This window comes from Bradyrhizobium sp. WSM1417, assembly GCF_000515415.1.
Lineage (GTDB): Bacteria > Pseudomonadota > Alphaproteobacteria > Rhizobiales > Xanthobacteraceae > Bradyrhizobium.
In genome coordinates this window covers 2,343,499-2,363,503 of the sequence record NZ_KI911783.1, presented here as the reverse complement: position 1 = coordinate 2,363,503, position 20,005 = coordinate 2,343,499, and the positions used below count along the sequence as shown (strand labels likewise).

Below are 20,005 nucleotides of genomic sequence, written 5' to 3'. Positions count from 1 at the left end.
AACGCAACGAACACTGTTGGAATTGCGACATTCGTCGTAAGTGCGACAGCCTCGCTGGCAGTATTGGCGAGGGATCATATCCTGCAGCAGCAGCTGCCCACCTAAGATGTTTAACTTTAGCCAGTCTCCCGCCTTTGCCTAAGACATTGCTGCTGGACGACGGTTGACCTGGCTGTTGGAGATGCCCGTCATGCCCATGGCCTGCACCAGATCGTCGACCGAGCGGGTCGAGACGCCCTGCAGAGCCTCCTGCACCACGGCGGTGAGCGCCTTCTCGGCCATCCGGCGCGGCTCCAGGAAGCCCGGGAAGTAGGAACCCTTGCGCAGCTTGGGGATGCGCTCGACCGCGCCGGCACGGGTCTACCAGATTCCGTCGCGGTAACCGTTGCGCTAGGCAAGGCGTTTGGATTCTTCTCGCCGTAAGCTGCCTCGGTCTGGCTTTCGATTTAGGGTCCAGATTCAATTGATCCAGTATGCGACGCGAGCGGCGAGATGAACAGCGGCCATGAAATTCCGTGCGAGCTTATCGTATCGGGTGGCGACGCGCCGGAAGTCGTTGAGCCTGCAAAAGCGGCGCTCGATGACATTTTGGTCTTTGTAGGCGCGTTTGTTGAAGCGATGGATGACGACGCGGTTGGATTTGTTGGGAATGACTTGCTTGGCGCCGCGACGAACGATTTCGCCACGAAGGTTGTCGCCGTCGTACCCTTTGTCGGCAAGGAGCGCGCTCATGGGCGGCGCGAGCGCCAGAACGTCGGGCGCCGCCGCAATATCGGCATCCTGGCCTGGGGTCAGATGCAGGACGACCGGCCGGCAGAGCGGATCGCTCAGCGCATGGATTTTTGTCGTGGGGCCTCCCCGCGAACGGCCGATGGCTTGGCTGTGCTCCCCCCCTTTTCCGCCGGAGGCACACCGGTGAGCTTTGATCGAGGCCGAGTCGAGCGACAGCGCGACGGGCATCTTGGCCGGGCTTGGCCAGCGCTTCGAAGATGGCGCGCCATCGCCCACGCTTGCCCCAGCGGTGAAACGATTGTAGACGGCCGTGTAAGGACCGTATTCACGCGGGCAATCGCGCCATCGCGCCCCCGACTGCAGCATGTGAATGATCCCGCTGATATTACGGCGGTCGTCGTCCCGCTCCGGTCCTCTAAGGCCGCTCGGCAGATGAGGCTCGATACGTGCCCATTGCCTGTCATTCAGCCAAAACAAACCAGCCCGCATTGTCGTTCTGCTGTGGTCATGGGGCCGAGGCGCAGCTGTTTAATCTCCTGCTGCTTGGGGTTTATTCTGATGATTGACGGGAAACACCTGCGGCGGATCGGCGTCACAGGGCTTCATCCAACGTGGAGAATGTTCATGTCAACTTGCTGGTTACGCCCCTCCTGAGCGGCCATCGGTCTCTCCTTCAGATGGCAAACCGCGACCTTGAACTCACGGCCCTCTTCATCGCTCATTATTGGCTACATGAAACAGCAAATTCATGCTCCTCGCCAGAGTAGGTAGTGTCTCGATCCTCCGTGATGAGGTACTCGCCTAGTTTCTTCCGCTATGAGGCTGATGATTACGATCAGAAGGTGCAGCAATGGGAAGTTAACTTGAATGGAGGTGCTCTGGACGATCCAAAACATTCGCATCGTTCGGGTGTACCGTTCCACCCGATGCGAGCTATGCGCTCCGATGTTAACGCGCGCATGCTGCGGTGCCGTTATCGAAGAGCGAATATCCGTCACCCGGCTGCAGGACCGGTTGATTCAACGCTCGCTATCGGAAGCTTGTCACCGTAGAGGGCACGCTCGTTCTCTTTGCCCCTGAAAACGAAGGAGTCCATTGATGATCCATCCAAAGTTGAGGTCGCTGGAGCTGCAACAGTGCGTCGCAAATTTGTTGTCAAAGTTAGAGGCCATGGAAACGGCGTATGAAACTATTACTATTGGTCAGCTGGTTTCGACGCGAGCGAGAACGCACGGGCCAACAACTGCTATCAATGTTTTCGAGAGCGGCAAGCGCGCGACTTACTCGGAGATGGACAAGCTGTCCAACAAACTCGCGCATGCGCTGCGAGCGTTTGGCGTACGCAAGTGCGATCGCATTGGCGTAATGTTGCCAAACTGCATCGAATTCCCCATCCTTTGGTTCGCGATTGCGAAACTGGGTGCGGTCATGGTCCCGATTAACATGCGATACACACCGCGGGAGATCGAATACGTTCTCACCGATACACAGGCCAGCTTCGCCGTTGTCCAAAGGAGCGCGTGGCGGGTATTTTCGTCGATGGAGCCTTGGCCGGAACACCTCTCGAAGGGTCGAATAATACTGGCAGGACACCCCCCCTCTGAGAGCACGACCACTCTCGAGAAATTGCTTAAGAGCGCTGATGACGCTCCGATAGATGAGGACATCCGCCCAGATGACCTATTGAACATTCAGTATACGTCGGGAACGACGGGCTTTCCGAAGGGCTGCATGTTGACCCACGACTACTGGGGCGTGAGCTCGTATCAGGGGCTGTGCTGGGACGAGCAGCCATACCGAAGGTATTTATCTGCGAAGCCTTTCTTCTATGGCGATCCGCAAGGGGATCTTCTGAGATCGTATCGACAGGGCGGGACGCTCTTCTTGGCACCGCAGCTCAGCTCGACGCGCTTCATCGGCTGGGTCAAGCAGCACCATATCGAATGGTGCCAAATCACCGAGCTCATCGCGCGTCAGGCCGAAGCCGCTGGCGAAGCCGGGTTAACAAGCCTGAAGCACACCTTGAATTGGGGCTCCAGTCCTGAAACCACACGTGACTTTCGAAAGCGCTTTCGGGTGCGCACTCAAGATGCTTACGGAATGACGGAAATCGGCTTCGGCACACTAACGACGAGCCAACTGGACGAATTCGCGCCCTTTGGGTCCGTGGGTATTCGCGCGCCCTTTAGGGAACTGCGCCTGATGAACCCGGACGGCAACCCTACGCCCATCGGTGAGATTGGTGAGTTGTGGGTGAGAGGGCGTGGGATTTTTGAGGGCTACTGGAATAAGCCGGAAGCAAATGCCGCCTTGTTTGAGGGCGAATGGTTTAAAACGGGTGATCTGATGCGCCGAGATGAGCTCGGCTTTCATTGGCTGGTGGGCCGCATCAAGGACATGATCCGCCGCTCGGGCGAGAACATCGCTGCACGCGAGGTGGAGGCCGTCATCCGCGAAATTCCAGACGTCGCCGATGTGGCTGCCGTGCCCGTTCACGATCTCAAGCGCGGGGAGGAGGCTAAGATTTATGTTGAACTGAGGAATGGGGTCACGCCGGACGATCAGATCATGCACCGCATTCTCGATCATGCTCGTGCGCGACTTGCTTCCTTCAAGGTGCCGCGGTACATCGCCTTCACTCGCGCACTACCCCGAACTACGTCCAGCAACAAGGTGCTCAAACGAGAGCTGACCGCCGTTAAAGATCCGTGTGCCGGCGCCTATGACACTGAAGAGAAGCGCTGGCGCTGAAGCTCGCCTGCATCTCAGATTTACCAGGCGTGCTGTTGTCAGTTCGACAGTTCAAATGACCAAAACGTCCAATCCGCCCGACGCTTAGCATGAGATCGGGCTTAGTTAGTAGCGCTGAAATATGCGAGATCTACCTCCCGTCAATCATCTGGCGCCGGGCTAGCGAATCCCGGCGCAATCGAGCTCGCGCTCGGCCTCCGCAACGTTGTGCTTTTCGATTTCGATCCGTATTGCTGCTGCTCTGATGCGAATTGACGTGTGGCTCCCGGACTCTGAGCTCCGCGTCCACCCGACGACGTTCTTGAGGGCAGGACCGAGTTCTTGCTCCACAGTTAAACGGCTCATGGAACGAGTTGGCATTCGACCGATGCACGCACGTCTTAGCCAAACGCCAGGCGCGGCGCAGGTGCGTCGAGCCACTCATTTCGCACAAACACGCACGACGCGCACGACAATCTGCCTCAATCCGCGACCAAGCTGCTGCGCCACTACTCGCGCAAGGTACGATCGCTTGTAGGTATTGCTAGCCGCACAGTGTTCGCGCCGTCCTTCATTCGTTCAGCAGCGGGCACGCTGGTGCATACGAATTTATCAGGGCGAAAAACGCAGCGGGCGGCAGCGGCCGAAGTGGGTCGTCCGGCGTGCTGCCGTCAAAAGTCTCCAGATCTCGATCCATCGAAGCTGCGCGTCTCGATCACTGTCATAAGCCCCGGCGTCCGCATATCTGACTCTGCGTCACGGCCGCTCGCGACCCGCTATGTGTCCCTGTCCTCCATGCTGATGGCGATGCCGCGGTTAGCGAGCGCGCTGATGAAAACCGCACTGGCAATTGCCAGCTTGAGCGGTGTTAGGCGCCGCGCAGTCCAGCACCCAAAGCGACAGCCGTTGGGATATAGGTGATGTCCATCGCCCAAACTTGGTTCAATTGCGTGATCTCGAATTCGCGCAGCAGGTACGGTTAGATCTTGGGCCCGGCTCGGGCTTTGTTATGCGCGGCTGGCATCAGCCGCATCTGCCGCGTCAGCGTCCTTAACATGCCGGCGGGGGTTGTACAGTTCGATGGCCGGCAGATCTATCAGCATGCGGCGAACCGAAAACCCCATGCACCCGGTTGAGCCGCCGGCTGATCGCGCGATCGGCATCCTGCACCGATCGCGGGGCCGATTCCTGAACGGTGCCGCTGGCCGATCTTGAGACCTCCATGCCTGGTGATCGGCAGATCATGCTCGCGGTCCATCATAGCTTTCCGGTGAGCAATCCCGCCTCTGGTGAGGGCTCGTTCTAATACCTCGTTCGCCGAGCCGCCCGATCTCAGCGCAAACAAAGTTTGCCGCATGTCATGGAGCGACTTCACATCCATCGCAGACACGTCGCAGCGGCCAAAGTTCAAGAACTCCGGAACCGCCACCGCCAGCCGCGCCACGCTGCAGGCGGCGTTCTGTGGAGCGGCGCTTGGGCTGCACGACGAGCCGCGCCCCTGGCGCCAACCAAGGTTGAGAATGTCAACATCGAATCCGCAATCGTGAAAACATTGGAGAGTTCCCCGAGGACGCCCCCCGACGGAGTTCCGGATGGCGAAGCCCAGCGCGCTGTCGCTGTTGGCCTTCAGGCCCCAGCCACGCTGGCTGGTGACGTTCAAGCTCTTAAGCGATCCACACTTCGTGGCCAAAATGAGCGACGTCTGCGTCTTACCGCCGGAGCACGCTGTCGTCCGATGTGTGGGTGAGACGCCCCATCAGGGCGCCGGATCGCAGTCAGCCCGACGCTGCCAATGCGTCCAGATCAGACGCGCATCCAACTCAGCCGATGGACTAAGTCCGCCGATGACATGCGCGCTTCGATCGAACCTTCTAGCAGTACAATGCCCCAGCAAACACGACGTGATCCTGGAACTTCTGGTTAAGAACACTAGAGTACGAAGAGCTCGCGCGGCGCACGAGTCAGCGCCTCAACACCCGTGTCAGTTACGCGGATTGTTTCGCTCACCGTAACCCCGAACTCCTCCTCTATCCAGTTGCCCAGCATCAGATGAAAGGTCATGTTGGTCTGGAGAACAGTCATATCTTCCCTGCCAAAACTTGCGGTCGGTTCAATCCAAGCAGTGAATTGATTTTCAATCCCAATGGAATAGCCACACCGGGATTCCTTCGGAAAGCCGTGCTTCTCAATCGCACTGTACATGGCGTGCGCGACCTCACTGCAAGTGAGTCCAGGTCGGATGAGATCGAGTGCCGTTTCGATAGCAGCGACCTGCGCATCATGTAGACGGCGTACGCGGTCGGCAGGCGCACCGATTGAGAAGGTACGCATAAGAGCTGCAAGATAGTTATACCGATTTCCGCTGACTTCCGAGTTGATCTGCATGCCATCGGAGAAGACACTCTCGCTCCACAAAATATGGGGCGTACCCGTGCGCGGGGTTGAGGAAATCAACGGCGGCCGCAATCCGGTCGCAGCGGGACCGCCCTTAACGCCATTAACCTGCGCCGCCATGACCTCAACTGCTGCATCGGCTTCTCGCACACCAGGGCGGATAACGTCTCTAGCCCGCATAACGGCCGCGTCAGCAAGCGCCGCCGCCTCGCGCATAACCGCGATTTCCAAGTCTGATTTAACGCAGCGGATCCAGTCCACCAATCGCGTGCAATCGACGATCCGGGCCTGCGGCAATTTCCCTATGAACTTGTTTACGGCCGGGGCCATTAGGTTACCCTGTTCAAGGCCAATCGCTGCCCGCGCGACACCGACGTCATGGAGGAACTCAATCACCGCATCGTAGCCATCGGCATTTGCCTTACCTACTAGACTTTCCGAGTAGCCGATAATCTTTTCTCTGACCATGAAGCTCTGGTGAGCTGCTCCTGGCGCGCACATCTTGCGCACGATAAGAGTCGGCTCTTCATCTTGGATCGAGACGACAAGCGCATGTAGAGCCAGCATACGCGTCACGTTGCCAGTCAGATAAGTGATGTTGCCCCAGCTTAAGATGATAAGAGCATCGATTTCACGCCGGGCCATTTCCGATTTCACTGCTGCCAATCTGCGCAAATATTCTGTCCTCGGGAAGGCCTGGGGCGCTTTTGCAATTGCCATCGTTCTAGGCTCCATGTTGTCGCGTAACTTCAATTTGCGGAACAGAACGGAAAGCTCACTGGGCGACGATATATGGGTACAACAACTGAGCTAGCTGAATTACTCCATATTGCCATAACACCAAGTATTCTTGCGGGCCACTGTCATATTAGGCAGTTTATCGACCCGGAATCGAGTGCGCCGCAGTCGGGAAATCACGCTGTCATCCGCCTTGAGCTTACTTGGTCCTTTCCAATGCCTGATCGGAATGATATAATAATGTACGCGGATGCCACGTGCAGATCCGTGCACTGTGGCGAGCTTCGCACCTTACTTAGTTCGTGAGCTCACAAGCGCGCTCAGGTTGTTCACTCTTGAGCCGCTGGCGGATCACTGAGCGAATGCATGCTGCCTCGCGCCGCCAGCGAGTTTCACGAGTGCCGGATTCACCGACTTGCAAACCGCCATCGCATGTGGACAGCGCGGGTGAAACTCGCAGCCGCTGGGCGGTTCGAGCGCGTATCGCGAAGCTATCGGCTGCTTTTGGTGTGTAGTCCGGATCGAGACGTGGACCAGCGTCCAGCAGCGCCTGCGTGTAAGGATGCTTTGGAGCGGTAAAGATTTGCTCGCTTTGACCGTATTCGACCACGCCGCCAAGGTAGAGCACTGCCACACGCGGCGACAGATGCTCGACCAGTGCGAGATCGTGCGCGATCAGAAGATATGTCAGGCCGAACTTTTCCTGGATGTCCATCAGCAGATGCAACACCTGCGCGCGGATCGACACGCCGAGATCGGCTCATCGAGAATGATGATGCGCGGATTGAGCGCAAGCGCTCGCGCAATCGCGATTTCGCTGGCGCTGTCCGTCGGAGAATTGACGGAGATCGGCCGCCCTCGGCGGCAGGCCGACAATCTCCAGGAGCTCGGCGACGCGTGCATTGAGTGTCGCGCGATCGCGCTTGTAGCGCGCAAGTATCGGCTCAGTGATGATCCGACGCACCGTAAGGCGTGGGTTGAGAGAGGCGTAAGGATCCTGAAACACGGCCTGCACCTGCCGACGATAATTCTTGATCTCCTTGCGCGGCATCTCCTCGAGATTCTTCCGTCGGAGCTCACGGCGCCGGAGGTGGGCGTTTCGGGCTTCGGCACGAGCTTGGCGATCGTGGGCTTGCCGCAGCCGGATTCTCCGACCAGTGCGAGCCTCTGCCCCCATGATCGTTACTCCTTCGCTGCGAGCCAGCAATTGACGACATGACGGTCGCCGAGATCGGTCCCCGGGAGATCGTCGTCGCAGACCGACACGCGCTTCGGGCAGCGGCGCGGCGCGAAGCGGCATCTTTCCAGCGATGGAAAACGCCAGAAAGACCTCAACCGATCAAGCGAAGTACACGAGGAAGCGACCCTCGACACTCACTCGAGGCTTTGCCTTAGTATAGGCGCGACGATTGTCAAACGCCGCGTGAGCTGCCTTTGCGTTGCAACAGACCTCGGAATCATACCCCTTAAATAGAATGAACTCGTCCGCGGTCATCTCTGGAAAGTGAGCTGGTCCCGGTTGTCTGAACAGAATCTCCGCATCGATAAGTGGAGCGTCTGCCGGGGTTAGGCTGCCAGGCGGAGCGGCAGCGGGGTGAAGTAGGCTTGATCCGGCGTGCTGCCGTCAAGACTCGAATGGGGACGTCTGCTGTTATAAAAGTCGAGATATCGGCCGATCGAGTTGCGCGCCTCGCTGACGCTATCATAGGCCCGCAGGTACACCTCCTCGTATTTTGACGCTGCGCCACAACCGCTCGACGAACACGTTGTCCCGCCATGCGCCCTTGCCGTCCATGCTGATCGCGATGCCGTTGTCGGCGAGCACGCCGGTAAAAGCCTGTCCGGTGAACTGCGAGCCCTGATCCGTATTGAAGATGTCCGGCTTGCCGTGACGAGCCAAGGCATCCTCCAGCGTCTAGGCGCAGAAGGCTGCTTCCATGGTGATCGACAGCCGCCACGACAAAACCCGGCGTGTTGCCCAGTCCAGCACCACGGCGAGATAGACGAACCCACTCGCCATCGGGATGTAGGTGATGTCCATTGCCCAGACTTGGTTCGGTCGCGTGATCTCCATGCCGCGCAGCAGGTATGGGTGGATCTTGTGGCCGGGCTCCGGTCTGGTGGTGCGCGGGCGGCGATAGAGCGCCTCTATCCCCATCCGCCGCATCAGCGTTTTGACATGTCGGCGGCCGATCTTGCACCCCTCGGCAGCCAGCAGGCCTCTCAGCATTCGCGAACCGGCGAAGGGAAACTCCAGATGCAGCCGGTTGAGACGCCGCATGATCGCGAGATCGGCATCCGGCACCGGGCGCGGCAGGTAATAAACGCTGCCGCGGCTGATCTGTAAAACTTCCGCCTGCCTGGTGATCGACAACTCGTGCTCGCGGTCGATCATCGCTTTGCGCTCAGCAATCCCGCCTTGGTGAGCGCTCCTTCTAAAAAACTATGCGCGGCGCTGCGCTCCCCCTGTGGGATAGAAACGGACCGGCGCTAGATTGCCGACCGGAAGGGAGCGGCCGATACGATTTTGGTGGCACGTGACCCCGTTAAAAAACCTGGTCCATGGGTTGTTGCGCACTTGAGAGTGGTGACGCCATCCGGCGATCCCGTTTAGGAATCTGACCAATAGCGCAGCCCAGCCCTTCCGCCGCCGTCAGCAGGAGGATTGGAGATGAACCCCAAAAGATCGAAGTCGAGGAACGGTGGTATGATGCCGATGGTGCACCCGAACGCGGCTGCCATCGACGTCGGAGCGACTATGCACATGGCTGCCGTGAGGCCAGATCGCGCACCGGAGCCAGTCCGTAGCTTCGGTACCTTCACGGCCGATCTGCATCGGCTGGTCGACTGGTTTACTGAATGCGGCGTCGAGACCGTCGTCATGGAATCGACCAGCGTCTACTGGATTCCGATTTTCGAGCTTCTCGATGCCCGGGGATTTGCCGTGTTTCTTGTCAACGCGCGCGATGCCAAGCACGTGCCGGGGCGCAAAACCGATGTCAGCGATGCGCAATGGCTGCAGCGGCTCCATTCATTCGGGTTGCTGCGGGCCAGCTTTCGGCCCAAAGGGCAGATTGCCGAGCTACGAGCCTACGTGCGTCAGCGCGAGCGTCTGCTGGAGTACGCGGCCTCACACATCCAGCATATGCAGAAGGCCTTGACGGAGATGAATCTTCAGCTGCACCACGTCGTCGCCGACATCACCGGCGCGACCGGCCTGCGTATCATACGCGCGATCCTTGCCGGCGAGCGCGATCCTGAGGCGCTGGCGTGCTTGCGCCATTACAGTTGCCACTCCAGCGCTGAGACGATCGCGAAGGCGCTCACCGGAAGCTACCGCGCCGAGCATCTGTTTGCGCTCGAGCAGGCACTTGCACTTTACGACGTCTACCACGAGAAGGCATCTGCCTGCGACGCCCGGATCGAAGCAGTGTTGAAGGAACTGAGCATCCATCGCGGTCATGACCATGGATCAGCGCCGCGGGCCTCGCGGCGTGGGAATCGAACCGATCAGGCGAACGCTCTAGCTTTCGACGTCCGCGAGGCGCTGTTCGCGTTGCTCGCAAAGGACGTCACCACGATCGACGGCCTCGGTCCTTACCTCTCGCTGAAGCTGATCGCTGAATGCGGCGACGACCTCTCCTCGTGGCCAAGTGCAAAGCATTTTACCTCCTGGCTGGGACTGGCGCCGAGCAACAAGGTCTCCGGCGGCAAAATGCTCTCGTCCCGAACGCGCCGATCCGGCGGCCGGGCGGCGGCACTTCTGCGCCTTGCTGCCGTGACCGTAGGTCGTACAGACACCGCGCTCGGCGCCTTTTATAGACGGCTCTTAGCGCGCATCGGCAAGGCCAAGGCCGTGACCGCCACGGCCCGCAAGATCGCAGTTCTGTTCTACAATGCTGTGCGATACGGAATGGACTATGTCGATCCCGGGGCCTCGTCCTACGAGACGCGTTATCGGACGCGAGTGGTCAACAATTTGCATCGGCGTGCCAAGGCATTCGGCTTTGTTCTCCAGCCCTTGGAACCGAAAGTCGGTGCTGCCGTTTCTTAGGAATCGTTCTCCAGCGTCAGCTCCCCGATCTTGGCATGCAGCGACTTCACATCGACCGCCGGCACGGCCGGCGCAGCGCTGCCAGGTCCAAAAACTCCGCAAGCGCCACCCTCCAGCTGCGCCTTCCACGCCGTAATCTGATTGGGCTGGACGTCGAACTGCTCGGCAAGCTGAGCTATCGTCCGGTCGCCCTTGACGGCGGCAAGCGCCACCTTCGCCTTGAACGCCGGTGTGTGGTTCCGGCGCGGCCGTCTGTTCATGGTCTCTCCTGTTCACGGCGATTATCGCCGCCTTCAGGCAGAAACTCCACTTATCGTCCTGTTCAAATTTGCGGAGCCGGCACTAAAGTAATACCAGCGCTGCGCCGGATTGAAATACATGACCGACAACTTAGTTGTGGTATTGAAGAAACGGTAGTTTACCACAAAACTATCGGTATCGTGAACGGAGGCGCCGTCGCAGAACGCTAAGGGAAAATCCTGCGGAGGCGGCGAGAGAGCATGCCAGGTTTGAGCGATCATCAATCGAGAATACGGCCTTGTCGGAACGCCCTCCGACTGGTCCACAAGGCGGCAACCATAGGGCCAGCAACCGGCGCGAAATCAAGATGAGCCCATACAAGCGGTTCGCATCCTTCCGGACTTGATTTCCCACTGCCATCAGGAACAACAAACGATTTTGGTGAGCCACAACCCACGACGCGTTGAAGTAATCTTTCATGAAAGGAACCATTTCTTGCTGGTATCTCTCGCGTAAAACAGTTGGATCGCGCGCTCGTTTACGGCAAGATATCTTGCGCTGAATTAGCGTGAAGCCTTCCTGGTCCAGAGATAGTTCGCGCACGATCGGCCGCGCGTTGCGAATAGTAACATTGTGGCCCACGATGGGCGGCAGGATGCGTCGAGCAAAGATAATTTGACTTTGGACATGGTCTAAGTGATCACGGTTCACACGTGCTGTTGATGAGGTTCGTTTCGGATCTTCCATGGGTGCTTGTTTTCCTTGCGGGTATGATGCCTATCGGGTTATCGGCGCGTACAAAATGGGGCCTTGCTCGAGAACCGATGGCCCCTGAAGAGTACAGCAAAAGAAAAGAAAGCCTTCCTGCTGATTCTGGTAGGAAATACAAGATCGCGGCTACTTTACCAATTTGTTCGATCATTGATCCTGGACATGATGAGAGTAAAGGGGCAGGGAACGGTTCCTGTCACTGCCGTTTTTGATGTTAGGAAATGATCGCGTGGTTTTCACTGAGCACGATGGAAAGGCGCATCAAAGGAATGGGGCATGCATGTCTCACAGTCCAGCAGTCGGCCATTTTAGCGCCAGGGCTCCGCTGCGACCGGAATAGGGAGAACCCGACGAAGTCGGCCTCGTAAACGGCGCTCAACACCGCGACTACGCGCTTTGGGATGGTTTGTCCTTTAGCACCGCACCCAGAGGTCGCTTACTGCGATCGGTTTTGGGATGCGGATTCGAATGATCGCGTGCAGTTATTCCGATCTGATGCCGCGCAGCGTTGCAATCTGATCGCACGCATGCGAAGCTACCGATCAAAAAGGCAATTGGCACTATCCTTGCCAGCGGTCAAGCAGCTGTCGAAGAGACCACGTCTATGCTTGATGGTGCCGCTCGACGGCGAAGCTGACCGATGGCGCAGTTTTCGTGGTATTGATCCAGTCTCCGTTGAGTGGGATGTCAAACAATCTCCAGTCGAACCCACGGGCCGACCCTAGTGGACCTCCTCGGGCACTGCATGATGACGCAATCTTGCCTTGCAAAGACGAAGCGCCAAGCGCCGATTGTTACGCCAACTCGCTCCATCCCAGCAGCAACGCTATTCTCTCGGCGCGCGCGAGACAATGGACCTCCTCGTTGTCGGCGAGGCTCGTGAAGGCCTCGGCCGCGGCCACGCTGGCGAGGCGGAGCCGGTAAGCAAGTGGAGTGTGGGGCGGCGGGTCAGCCGATGGCAGTATTCCGAGCCTCTGATGTTGGATGAAGAGCATCGCCCCCGGCGAGCTCCTGATTTTGGACGACCCAGGCCCCCAGGCCATCGACGCCAATGCCGTCAATATCTGCTCGAGATCCTTGAAGACCGCTACGGCCGTCGATCGTTGATGTCGACCGAACTGTCGTCGGGAAAAGTTGGCTTCGCTGTGCGCTCGATCAGAAGGCGTTTAGGGACAACCCACTCTGTACTTTACGCCCGGCCTGCAGCGACTGTTCGCAGAACTGGACCCGCGCGGGGCTACGGCCGACTCGCCTCGTGTGGTGCTAGGCTTGATCGCCTGCTTCAGAACGTTCACAGGCTCTAAGTGAACGGTGACTCCATGCGTCGCCCCCCGGTTCCTCCTCGGCCTTGATTACATTGTCGGCCGATGAAGTCCGAGACTGCAGCGAAGCTGACCGGCCGCTACTCGAGGATCGGTTCGACACTCGGCTAGTTGCGAGCCTGGATCTCAATCGCGCGCAGCGCGGCCGCCTCGAGGCGCTCGCCGCCAATGCGCTTCTCGATCCGGATGATCCCAGGCACGTACGATAGCCCTGTTCTGCATGCGGCCGATCCTCAATGATCCGGTCCATCAGCGGGCGCTGCATCGGGCCGATCCGGCTTGCCTCGGCGTCCACTCGCCATAACGCCGCTGGCTCGAGGCATGTGGACGCCGATCGTCGTGTGCCGCCCGTTGCCGCTGCCGCGCATGTGCGCGCGCGATCCACTCGCCCCCGAGAATGCGTTCAACCTTCGCGCACAAATGCGGGCTTATCTCGTGGCGGGGCGAAGCGATAGGGCAGCGATTGGTAGTCTCGTTCGATCTCATATCGCCGGCATTCGGAATGGACCCACGATTCGCCGGGAGCGGCTTTAAGGTTGGGCGCCTCAAATTCGTTGAACGGCTGACGCCGTGTGCGGCCATACTGGCGCAGCACCCGTCCGTCATTGAGCTTGCCCAGCCATTCGGCGATCGCATCGTTGCGTTCGTCCAGGCTGTAAAAAGTTGGGTTCCGCAACCGCACTACCAACCAGCGTTCGACGATTCCGACGCAGGCCTTAGCTTTCGGCTTATCCCTCGGGTGTCGCGGCCGTGCCGGGAGCGACGGGAGCTGGCGTGGAGCCTTCAGCCTACCGCAGAGCAGATCCCGGCGCGGTTGGGAAGTGGTCGCGAACACGGACGTGATCTTCCATCCGGGCCTGGCGTGCGGTCGTGTGTTGTTGTAATCGGCGCGCCAAGATCCGAGTGTGACGCTTACCAAGGCAACGAGGTGAACAGCGCCTCGTTCAACAATTCATGCCGCAGCCGTTCGTTGAGGCTATCGATTAGCGTTCGCATGGGCTTGCCCGGGCGATTTATTGCCATGGAACGCGGCTCTCATCGCCCAAGTCAGCATGGCATCGTTGGTGAACTCGCTGCGGGGAGGACCACAACTGCATCGGCTCAACGAAGCGGGTAGGCTGCTCTATCTGGCTTTCTCAACTTTTGTCATCCGCAGCTAAGGTTACCTACGCATATTGGCAGCCCATCTACGTAGGTGGTTATCAAGCGCTTGGATCAGCTATAGGCTCTTGTTGAGAGTGGAGGCAACTGAATGAACGGTTCGAATTGCGCAATGGAGAAGATGCGTCCGCTCGTTCATCCGGTAATGCGCGGGTCGCGTTCCGTACCCGCGATTGTTGGCGGAGACAAGGGCCAACGCTATGTCGGGTACCTGGCACCCCGCGCGCTCGGCTCGTTTGAGGTCAGCATTCCAGAGCCAAGTCCGCTTGCGAACGCCAGACCATCAATGGGTACTCCAGGAATGGTGAAACAATAGAGGCGGCTCAATGCCCGGCACTGAGAAGAAAGACATGATGGCGGAAAGCGTCTTTGACCGCAGCAGCACTGTGTATGTCAAAACTGCACCACAAAAGGGCCGCGGTGTATTTGCAAATATTCCGTTCAAGATCGGAGATGTAATTGAGCGAGCTCCAACGTGGGGATTTGATCATGCTCAAGCCCAGCTCCTAGATCGTACAGGCCTGTTCGAGTACTACTTCGTCCGGCCTGATCGAGATATCAAATGTGACCCGCTGGCAGGCTACGTTGTTTTCGGATTCATCTCGATAGTAAATCACTCATCCAGGCCGAATGCACAAATACTATGGGCCGATACAGCGTCTGGAGTGTGGGCGAGCATTGTGGCGATAGACGACATAGAAATAGACGACGAAATAACGCATCGGTATGCGAATGTGTTCGATTATCCGCATGCTCCTAGATTCGTTGACTAGGTACTGGACAGTATCGACCGATTGGACTCCGATATGGATAGCTGTCCGCGAACAACCTTACGGTCCCTCGGAACGAAATGAACGTCTCATCGGCGCCGGGAGAGAATTTAGAGCAAGATCGCCAGCCGGCGGATGACGCGCCAGAACTGGTGTGGCGCTGCGATCTTGGTCGCAGGCCGGAGCTACAATGAGTTGTGATTTTTGCGGGAGCCGGATTTAAATGACCCATACCAGCGGCGCACTTGGTATACTGCAGCTACAGAATACGCCACAGACGATGGCCGGATCGCTCAGCAATCCTAATACTTTTCCATTTCCCACAGTTTATCGCCAAGTTCCAGGTGCTTGGACCAGGAACGTGGTTTATGGTGGTGAGGACGACAAATTAAAAGAGGCGTTCATAGGGGCAGCAAAAGAGCTGGTGGGTGATGGAGCAGTCGCGATCACGAGCAATTGCGGTTTCACGATCAAGTACCAGAATGCGTTGATGCAGGCCGTACCAGTGCCAGTTTCGACCTCCTGCTTGCTGCTCCTGCCCTATCTCATGGCGACCGTGAAGGGACGTGTCGGCATATTGACATTCGACTCAAGAGCATTGACGTTCGATCTGCTAAAATGCGCCGGTGTTGAGTCATACGACCGAATAGCAATCGGTGGCATCGAGCATTCCGAGACATGGAAAGTCATGTCGGGACCCGAAAACAACTACACGAGTCTACAGGTATCCAAAGATCTGCGGGCCGCAATCGCACTTATGTGTAGGCGATATCATGACGTCGAGGTGATCTTATTTGAGTGCGCAGGTTTTCCAATAGTGACGCAGCACCTGCGCGAGCAGATGCAGCTGCCCGTGTATGATTCCGTGACCAATGCGAATCTCCTAATGAGCCGATATAATATTAGAGCTCCAAAGATGATATCGAGAGGAGGCTTGGTGTCCTCGTCGTAATGCTTATTCCCTAGCGAGCGACTATTTTCGAGGATTGCGCCTGCGGATTGTAGTTCTCCAGGTATTCCATAAGAGCGCTCTTGAGGTCGGCTACGTGCGTGGTGCAACTGGAAGCGCGCATGCGCCTTGATACGACGGCCTTGTGGCAGGGGTCGTATGAATAGCTGTCGACGATTAGTGCGGGTCGAACCGGGGTGGTTCATGGTGGAATGGAGCGTCGCAGGGCGCTGAGCTATTCCGCTTCTCATTGCGAGCGCACCGCCCAAACCACGATCGCATGACGCAAACCCATTGCCCCGCCTCACGCTGGCCGCCTACATTCAACCCGGCAACGTTTACCGACGACGCCTTCTCTTATTCAGCGTGTAGCTCGCGATGAACGCGTCGAACGCAGCTCGGCTTTGGCATCTGGATCTAATCCAACACGCGTTCATTCGTTTGCCTCGGGTGCTAGCTCTTCGGCAGTTCGCAAGAACGTTGGCGGTCTTGTGCACCCAGGTGATCGTCATGTCCATCGACGCGCCAATCCTTCGGAGCCGCTTCGCAGCTTCAGCTCCCTGGTGTGCAATCCAGCGATCTCTTTTCGATAGCGCTGACAGGTCGAAACTCTCCGGAACTCCGGCTTGAGCTGCACTATCCACACCGCAATCTGACGTCAAACAGAGCCGATCCCGGAAATCTGCACAGGACGCTAAGTGGAGTTTCTGCCTGACGGCGGGCACGATAGGCCCCGCGAATCAGGAGAGACCATGAGCAGACGACCCTGCCGGAACCACTCACCGGCCTTCAAGGCGAAGGTGGCTCTGGCCGCCGTCAAAGGCGATCGGACGATAGCCCAGTTGGCCGAGCATTTCGATGTGCACCACAATCAGATCACAGCATGGAAATCGCAACTTGAAGGCAGCGCTTCCGACGTTTTCGGATCGGGAGGCGGGACGCCGGCCACGCCGACGGTCGATGTGAAGTCGCTCCACGCCAAGATCGGAGAACTGACGCTGGAGAGAAGGAGCGCTCACCAAGGCGGGATTGCTGAGCGCAAAGCGATGATCGACCGTGAACACGATCTGTCGATCACGAAACAGGCGGAGATTTTGAGGATTAGCCGCGGCAGCGTGTACTATCTGCCGCGTCAGGTCTCTTCAGCGGACCTCGAGATCATGCAGCGTCTCGATCGGCTGCACCTGGAGTATCCCTTCGCCGGTTCGCGTATGTTGCGAGGCCTGCTGGCTTTGCAGGGGTGCAAGGTCGGCCGCCGGCATGTGAAGACGCTGATGCTGCGGATGGGGATAGAGGCGCTTTATCGCCGTCCGCGCACTACCAAGCCAGAGCCCGGCCACAAGATCCATCCGTATCTGCTGCGAGGCCTGGAGATTGCACGGCCGAACCAGGTCTGGGCGATGGACATCACGTACATTCCGATGGCGCACGGCTTCGTCTATCTCGCCGTGGTGCTGGACTGGGCGACACGTCGTGTTTTGTCGTGGCGGCTGTCGATAACGATGGAGGCGGCCTTCTGCGTCGAGACGTTGGAGGATGCTCTCGCTCGTCATGGCAGGCCGGAAATCTTCAACACCGACCAGGGTTCGCAGTTCACGGGCGCGGCGTTCACCGGTCTGCTTGCCAGCCACGGCATCGCCATCAGCATGGATGGCAAAGGAGCCTGGCGGGACAACGTGTTCGTTGAGCGGCTGTGGCGGAGCGTCAAATACGAGGAGGTCTATCTGCGAGCCTATGAAAGCGTCAGCGAGGCTCGTAACTCGATCGGCCGATATTTCGACTTCTACAATCGCCGTCGCCCACATTCGAGCCTTGACGACCGCACCCCGGATCAAGCCTACTTCGATCTTCCTCCGCTCCGCGCGGCGGCCTAACACCGGCAGAGTCTCCACTTATCGACGCGGAATTTTTGTTCAGACAATCGGGACCGGCTCTAACTTCCACAGGCCCTTTGCAGATCAGGGCTCAACGCAATTTATTCCAGAACCATGCAACGTTCTGCCACTCGCCGTGCACCCGTGCCACTTCATGTAACACTGCGACGCGCTGAAAGACAGGAGCAATACTTTTTATACTTCCGATATTCCTTTCATATGCGTTTGAGACTAGTAGTCGCAGTCCTACATTGGCGGCCGTTTCAATCAAATGTGCAAGCATCAGTCCGCCGAGTCCTTTCCCTCGATGACTCTCATCAATGTAGCGGGATATCTCGGCGACGCCTGTATATTCGGGGCGCAGAGAAAATCTACTCAAGGAGCACCAGCCAATCACTCTATGATTTTCGTTCTCATAGACGAACACTGGATAGGGATCTTGATGTTCCTTCAGCCAGATGATCCTTTCGTTGTGAGTGTCTGGAGCGATTGGATTTATAGCAAAGATGCCCGGCTTGATCGCTTGATTGTAGATCCTTGCGATATCGTGGGCATCAGCAAAAGTAGCGCGTCGGAACATTCGCTTGGCCGTCCGTTCTTGTCTGTGCGTGCGTGCTGGACGCTGCAACGCGCCATGCGCTCCAAGAGTCCACACGCCGCTGCTTTTCTCGTCTTCTGCATCAAAACAGTCGTTTACGTGCGAAGACGCGGAACAAGCCACAATCGCATATGTCCGCACAAGCTAGGGAATTTGGTAGGTTGCCACGTTGCTCGCAGACCGGCAGTCAGATAACTATCCATAGAGCGAAATGAGACTGGAGGACCTCTGATGTCGCACCAAGTGCGCCGGTTACGAGCAGGTGACCTCCCAAGCGTGACAGAGATCTACAACGCAGCATGTCGCGCAAGGGAATCAACGCAAGGAATGCGTCCCTGGAGCGTCAAGGAAATGGACGAATTTATAACCGAATCCCATTTAGGACTTGAGGCGTATACTTGCGCAAATAATGGCGCCGTGGTTGGTTGGGCGGCATTCACGCCGTATCGCGTCAGGGAAGACGTCAGGCATACAGCCGAGATGTCAATCTATGTTCAACATTCCGCTCGTCGTAAGGGGGTCGGCTGCGCGCTTGCCCGTACTCTTCTAAATCGAGCAAATATCCTTGATCTGCACTGCGTTTTGGCAATGACATTTGAAGATACGCCCGACGTTGTTTCCTTCGTAGAGAAACATGGGTTCTCACGCGCCGGCTGCTTTCCAGAGATCTTCTCGAATGGCGGGAAGAATTCCGACATTTTGATCTTTGAAAAGCTTATTACCGTAGCTGATCGCCCCCGTCGCTTGTGATTTGCATTAGGGTCGCACATGCGCTGCCGTGGGGCGAATGACGTCCGCTGTTGTTGCGAGAGAGGAATCTCCGCACTGCCGATCAATGCTCGTTGAGCTGGTCCCGGTTGTCTGAACAGAATCTCCGCATCGATAAGTGGAGCGTCTGCCGGGGTTAGGCTGCCAGGCGGAGCGGCAGCGGGTTGAAGTAGGCTTGATCCGGCGTGCTGCCGTCAAGACTCGAATGGGGACGTCTGCTGTTATAAAAGTCGAGATATCGGCCGATCGAGTTGCGCGCCTCGCTGACGCTATCATAGGCCCGCAGGTACACCTCCTCGTATTTGACGCTGCGCCACAACCGCTCGACGAACACGTTGTCCCGCCATGCGCCCTTGCCGTCCATGCTGATCGCGATGCCGTTGTCGGCGAGCACGCCGGTAAAAGCCTGTCCGGTGAACTGCGAGGCCGGCGCAGCGCTGCCAGGTCCAAAAACTCCGCAAGCGCCACCCTCCAGCTGCGCCTTCCACGCCGTAATCTGATTGGGCTGGACGTCGAACTGCTCGGCAAGCTGAGCTATCGTCCGGTCGCCCTTGACGGCGGCAAGCGCCACCTTCGCCTTGAACGCCGGTGTGTGGTTCCGGCGCGGTCGTCTGTTCATGGTCTCTCCTGTTCACGGCGATTATCGCCGCCTTCAGGCAGAAACTCCACTTATCGTCCTGTTCAAATTTGCGGAGCCGGCACTCAATTTTTCGATCTCACGTATCGAAGAGCTAACAGCATACCTGCTGATCCTGCATACTATCCCCACAAAACCATTTTTAGCAGCTATTGAAGAGCCGCTCTCCAGAGAGGCCGCTGCGGTGATCCATTGGCGCCGAGAAGGTCGGCGATGATGCCATCGAGCGCAGCTCTGCGAGAGGAGACGAACGACCCGCCAAAGTAA

At 57.9% G+C, this 20,005-nt stretch carries 15 protein-coding genes and 5 pseudogenes; 7 read left to right on the top strand and 13 right to left on the bottom strand.

Annotated features, from left to right (window positions below; all coding sequences use genetic code 11):
• Window positions 1-159: 159 nt before the first annotated feature.
• Together BRA1417_RS42560 and BRA1417_RS42555 are read right to left on the bottom strand one after the other, a co-directional pair.
• Window positions 160-434: pseudogene (locus tag BRA1417_RS42560) on the bottom strand (transposase); the annotation flags it as partial.
• A gap of 25 nt (window positions 435-459) precedes the next feature.
• Window positions 460-1,221 carry an IS5 family transposase gene (locus BRA1417_RS42555; protein WP_245286194.1) on the bottom strand — a complete coding sequence of 254 codons (762 nt, stop codon included), beginning with the start codon at window positions 1,219-1,221 and terminating at the stop codon, window positions 460-462.
• 609 nt (window positions 1,222-1,830) lie between these two features.
• On the opposite strand from BRA1417_RS42555, the gene BRA1417_RS0111280 reads away from it, so the two are divergent.
• Window positions 1,831-3,483, top strand: coding sequence for a class I adenylate-forming enzyme family protein (locus tag BRA1417_RS0111280; protein ID WP_027515885.1), 1,653 nt, complete (start codon window positions 1,831-1,833; stop codon window positions 3,481-3,483).
• Between the two features lie 1,075 nt (window positions 3,484-4,558).
• On the opposite strand, the gene BRA1417_RS43855 is transcribed toward BRA1417_RS0111280, so the two are convergent.
• The 5 genes and pseudogenes from BRA1417_RS43855 to BRA1417_RS43850 all read right to left on the bottom strand — a co-directional run.
• Window positions 4,559-5,122, bottom strand: coding sequence for a hypothetical protein (locus tag BRA1417_RS43855; protein WP_156948681.1), 564 nt, complete (start codon window positions 5,120-5,122; stop codon window positions 4,559-4,561).
• Between the two features lie 269 nt (window positions 5,123-5,391).
• The gene (locus tag BRA1417_RS0111270; protein WP_027515884.1) at window positions 5,392-6,576 is read right to left on the bottom strand and encodes a Xaa-Pro peptidase family protein; all 1,185 of its coding nucleotides are present in this window, start codon (window positions 6,574-6,576) and stop codon (window positions 5,392-5,394) included.
• Window positions 6,577-6,889: 313 nt separating this feature from the next.
• The gene (locus BRA1417_RS45520) at window positions 6,890-7,342 is read right to left on the bottom strand and encodes an ABC transporter ATP-binding protein (RefSeq protein WP_245286193.1); all 453 of its coding nucleotides are present in this window, start codon (window positions 7,340-7,342) and stop codon (window positions 6,890-6,892) included.
• A gap of 12 nt (window positions 7,343-7,354) precedes the next feature.
• Window positions 7,355-7,645, bottom strand: coding sequence for an ATP-binding cassette domain-containing protein (locus tag BRA1417_RS45515; protein ID WP_371259987.1), 291 nt, complete (start codon window positions 7,643-7,645; stop codon window positions 7,355-7,357).
• A gap of 515 nt (window positions 7,646-8,160) precedes the next feature.
• A pseudogene (locus BRA1417_RS43850) lies at window positions 8,161-9,037 on the bottom strand (IS3 family transposase); the annotation flags it as partial.
• Window positions 9,038-9,265: 228 nt separating this feature from the next.
• On the opposite strand from BRA1417_RS43850, the gene BRA1417_RS0111255 reads away from it, so the two are divergent.
• Window positions 9,266-10,648, top strand: coding sequence for an IS110 family transposase (locus tag BRA1417_RS0111255; protein WP_027515847.1), 1,383 nt, complete (start codon window positions 9,266-9,268; stop codon window positions 10,646-10,648).
• A gap of 2 nt (window positions 10,649-10,650) precedes the next feature.
• Here BRA1417_RS0111255 and BRA1417_RS0111250 read toward each other — a convergent pair.
• From BRA1417_RS0111250 to BRA1417_RS41730, 3 genes and pseudogenes are all read right to left on the bottom strand, one after another.
• A pseudogene (locus BRA1417_RS0111250) lies at window positions 10,651-10,908 on the bottom strand (transposase); the annotation flags it as partial.
• 169 nt (window positions 10,909-11,077) lie between these two features.
• Window positions 11,078-11,635, bottom strand: coding sequence for a hypothetical protein (locus BRA1417_RS43845; RefSeq protein ID WP_156948680.1), 558 nt, complete (start codon window positions 11,633-11,635; stop codon window positions 11,078-11,080).
• A 1,749-nt stretch (window positions 11,636-13,384) separates the two neighbouring features.
• Window positions 13,385-13,657 carry a hypothetical protein gene (locus BRA1417_RS41730; RefSeq protein ID WP_027515880.1) on the bottom strand — a complete coding sequence of 91 codons (273 nt, stop codon included), beginning with the start codon at window positions 13,655-13,657 and terminating at the stop codon, window positions 13,385-13,387.
• A gap of 811 nt (window positions 13,658-14,468) precedes the next feature.
• Between BRA1417_RS41730 and BRA1417_RS41725 the strand changes: the two genes are divergently transcribed.
• The 3 genes from BRA1417_RS41725 to BRA1417_RS0111215 all read left to right on the top strand — a co-directional run bounded on the left by BRA1417_RS41725 (window position 14,469) and on the right by BRA1417_RS0111215 (window position 17,735).
• Entirely contained in the window at window positions 14,469-14,915 is a 447-nt protein-coding gene (locus tag BRA1417_RS41725) for an SET domain-containing protein-lysine N-methyltransferase (protein WP_051448318.1), read from the top strand.
• Between the two features lie 220 nt (window positions 14,916-15,135).
• The gene (locus tag BRA1417_RS0111220; protein WP_084462193.1) at window positions 15,136-15,864 is read left to right on the top strand and encodes a hypothetical protein; all 729 of its coding nucleotides are present in this window, start codon (window positions 15,136-15,138) and stop codon (window positions 15,862-15,864) included.
• 749 nt (window positions 15,865-16,613) lie between these two features.
• Window positions 16,614-17,735 (top strand): IS3 family transposase, encoded by a 1,122-nt coding sequence (locus BRA1417_RS0111215; protein ID WP_084462192.1) that lies wholly within the window; start codon window positions 16,614-16,616, stop codon window positions 17,733-17,735.
• Between the two features lie 91 nt (window positions 17,736-17,826).
• Here BRA1417_RS0111215 and BRA1417_RS42530 read toward each other — a convergent pair whose 3' ends face one another.
• On the bottom strand, window positions 17,827-18,315 hold the full coding sequence (locus tag BRA1417_RS42530) for a GNAT family N-acetyltransferase (protein ID WP_084462191.1): 489 nt from the start codon (window positions 18,313-18,315) through the stop codon (window positions 17,827-17,829).
• Window positions 18,316-18,564: 249 nt separating this feature from the next.
• On the opposite strand from BRA1417_RS42530, the gene BRA1417_RS42525 reads away from it, so the two are divergent.
• A complete protein-coding gene (locus BRA1417_RS42525; protein ID WP_084462190.1) occupies window positions 18,565-19,083 on the top strand; it encodes a GNAT family N-acetyltransferase in 519 nt (172 codons plus the stop codon).
• A gap of 154 nt (window positions 19,084-19,237) precedes the next feature.
• On the opposite strand, the pseudogene BRA1417_RS46215 reads toward BRA1417_RS42525, so the two are convergent.
• Both BRA1417_RS46215 and BRA1417_RS46210 read right to left on the bottom strand, forming a co-directional pair.
• Window positions 19,238-19,525, bottom strand: a pseudogene (locus BRA1417_RS46215) (transposase); the annotation flags it as partial.
• Window positions 19,526-19,576: 51 nt separating this feature from the next.
• Window positions 19,577-19,720 (bottom strand): annotated as a pseudogene (locus tag BRA1417_RS46210) (transposase); the annotation flags it as partial.
• On the opposite strand from BRA1417_RS46210, the gene BRA1417_RS43840 reads away from it, so the two are divergent.
• The gene (locus tag BRA1417_RS43840) at window positions 19,719-19,955 is read left to right on the top strand and encodes a hypothetical protein (protein ID WP_156948679.1); all 237 of its coding nucleotides are present in this window, start codon (window positions 19,719-19,721) and stop codon (window positions 19,953-19,955) included. The pseudogene BRA1417_RS46210 and the gene BRA1417_RS43840 sit on opposite strands and share 2 nt — an antisense overlap.
• Window positions 19,956-20,005 lie beyond the last annotated feature (50 nt).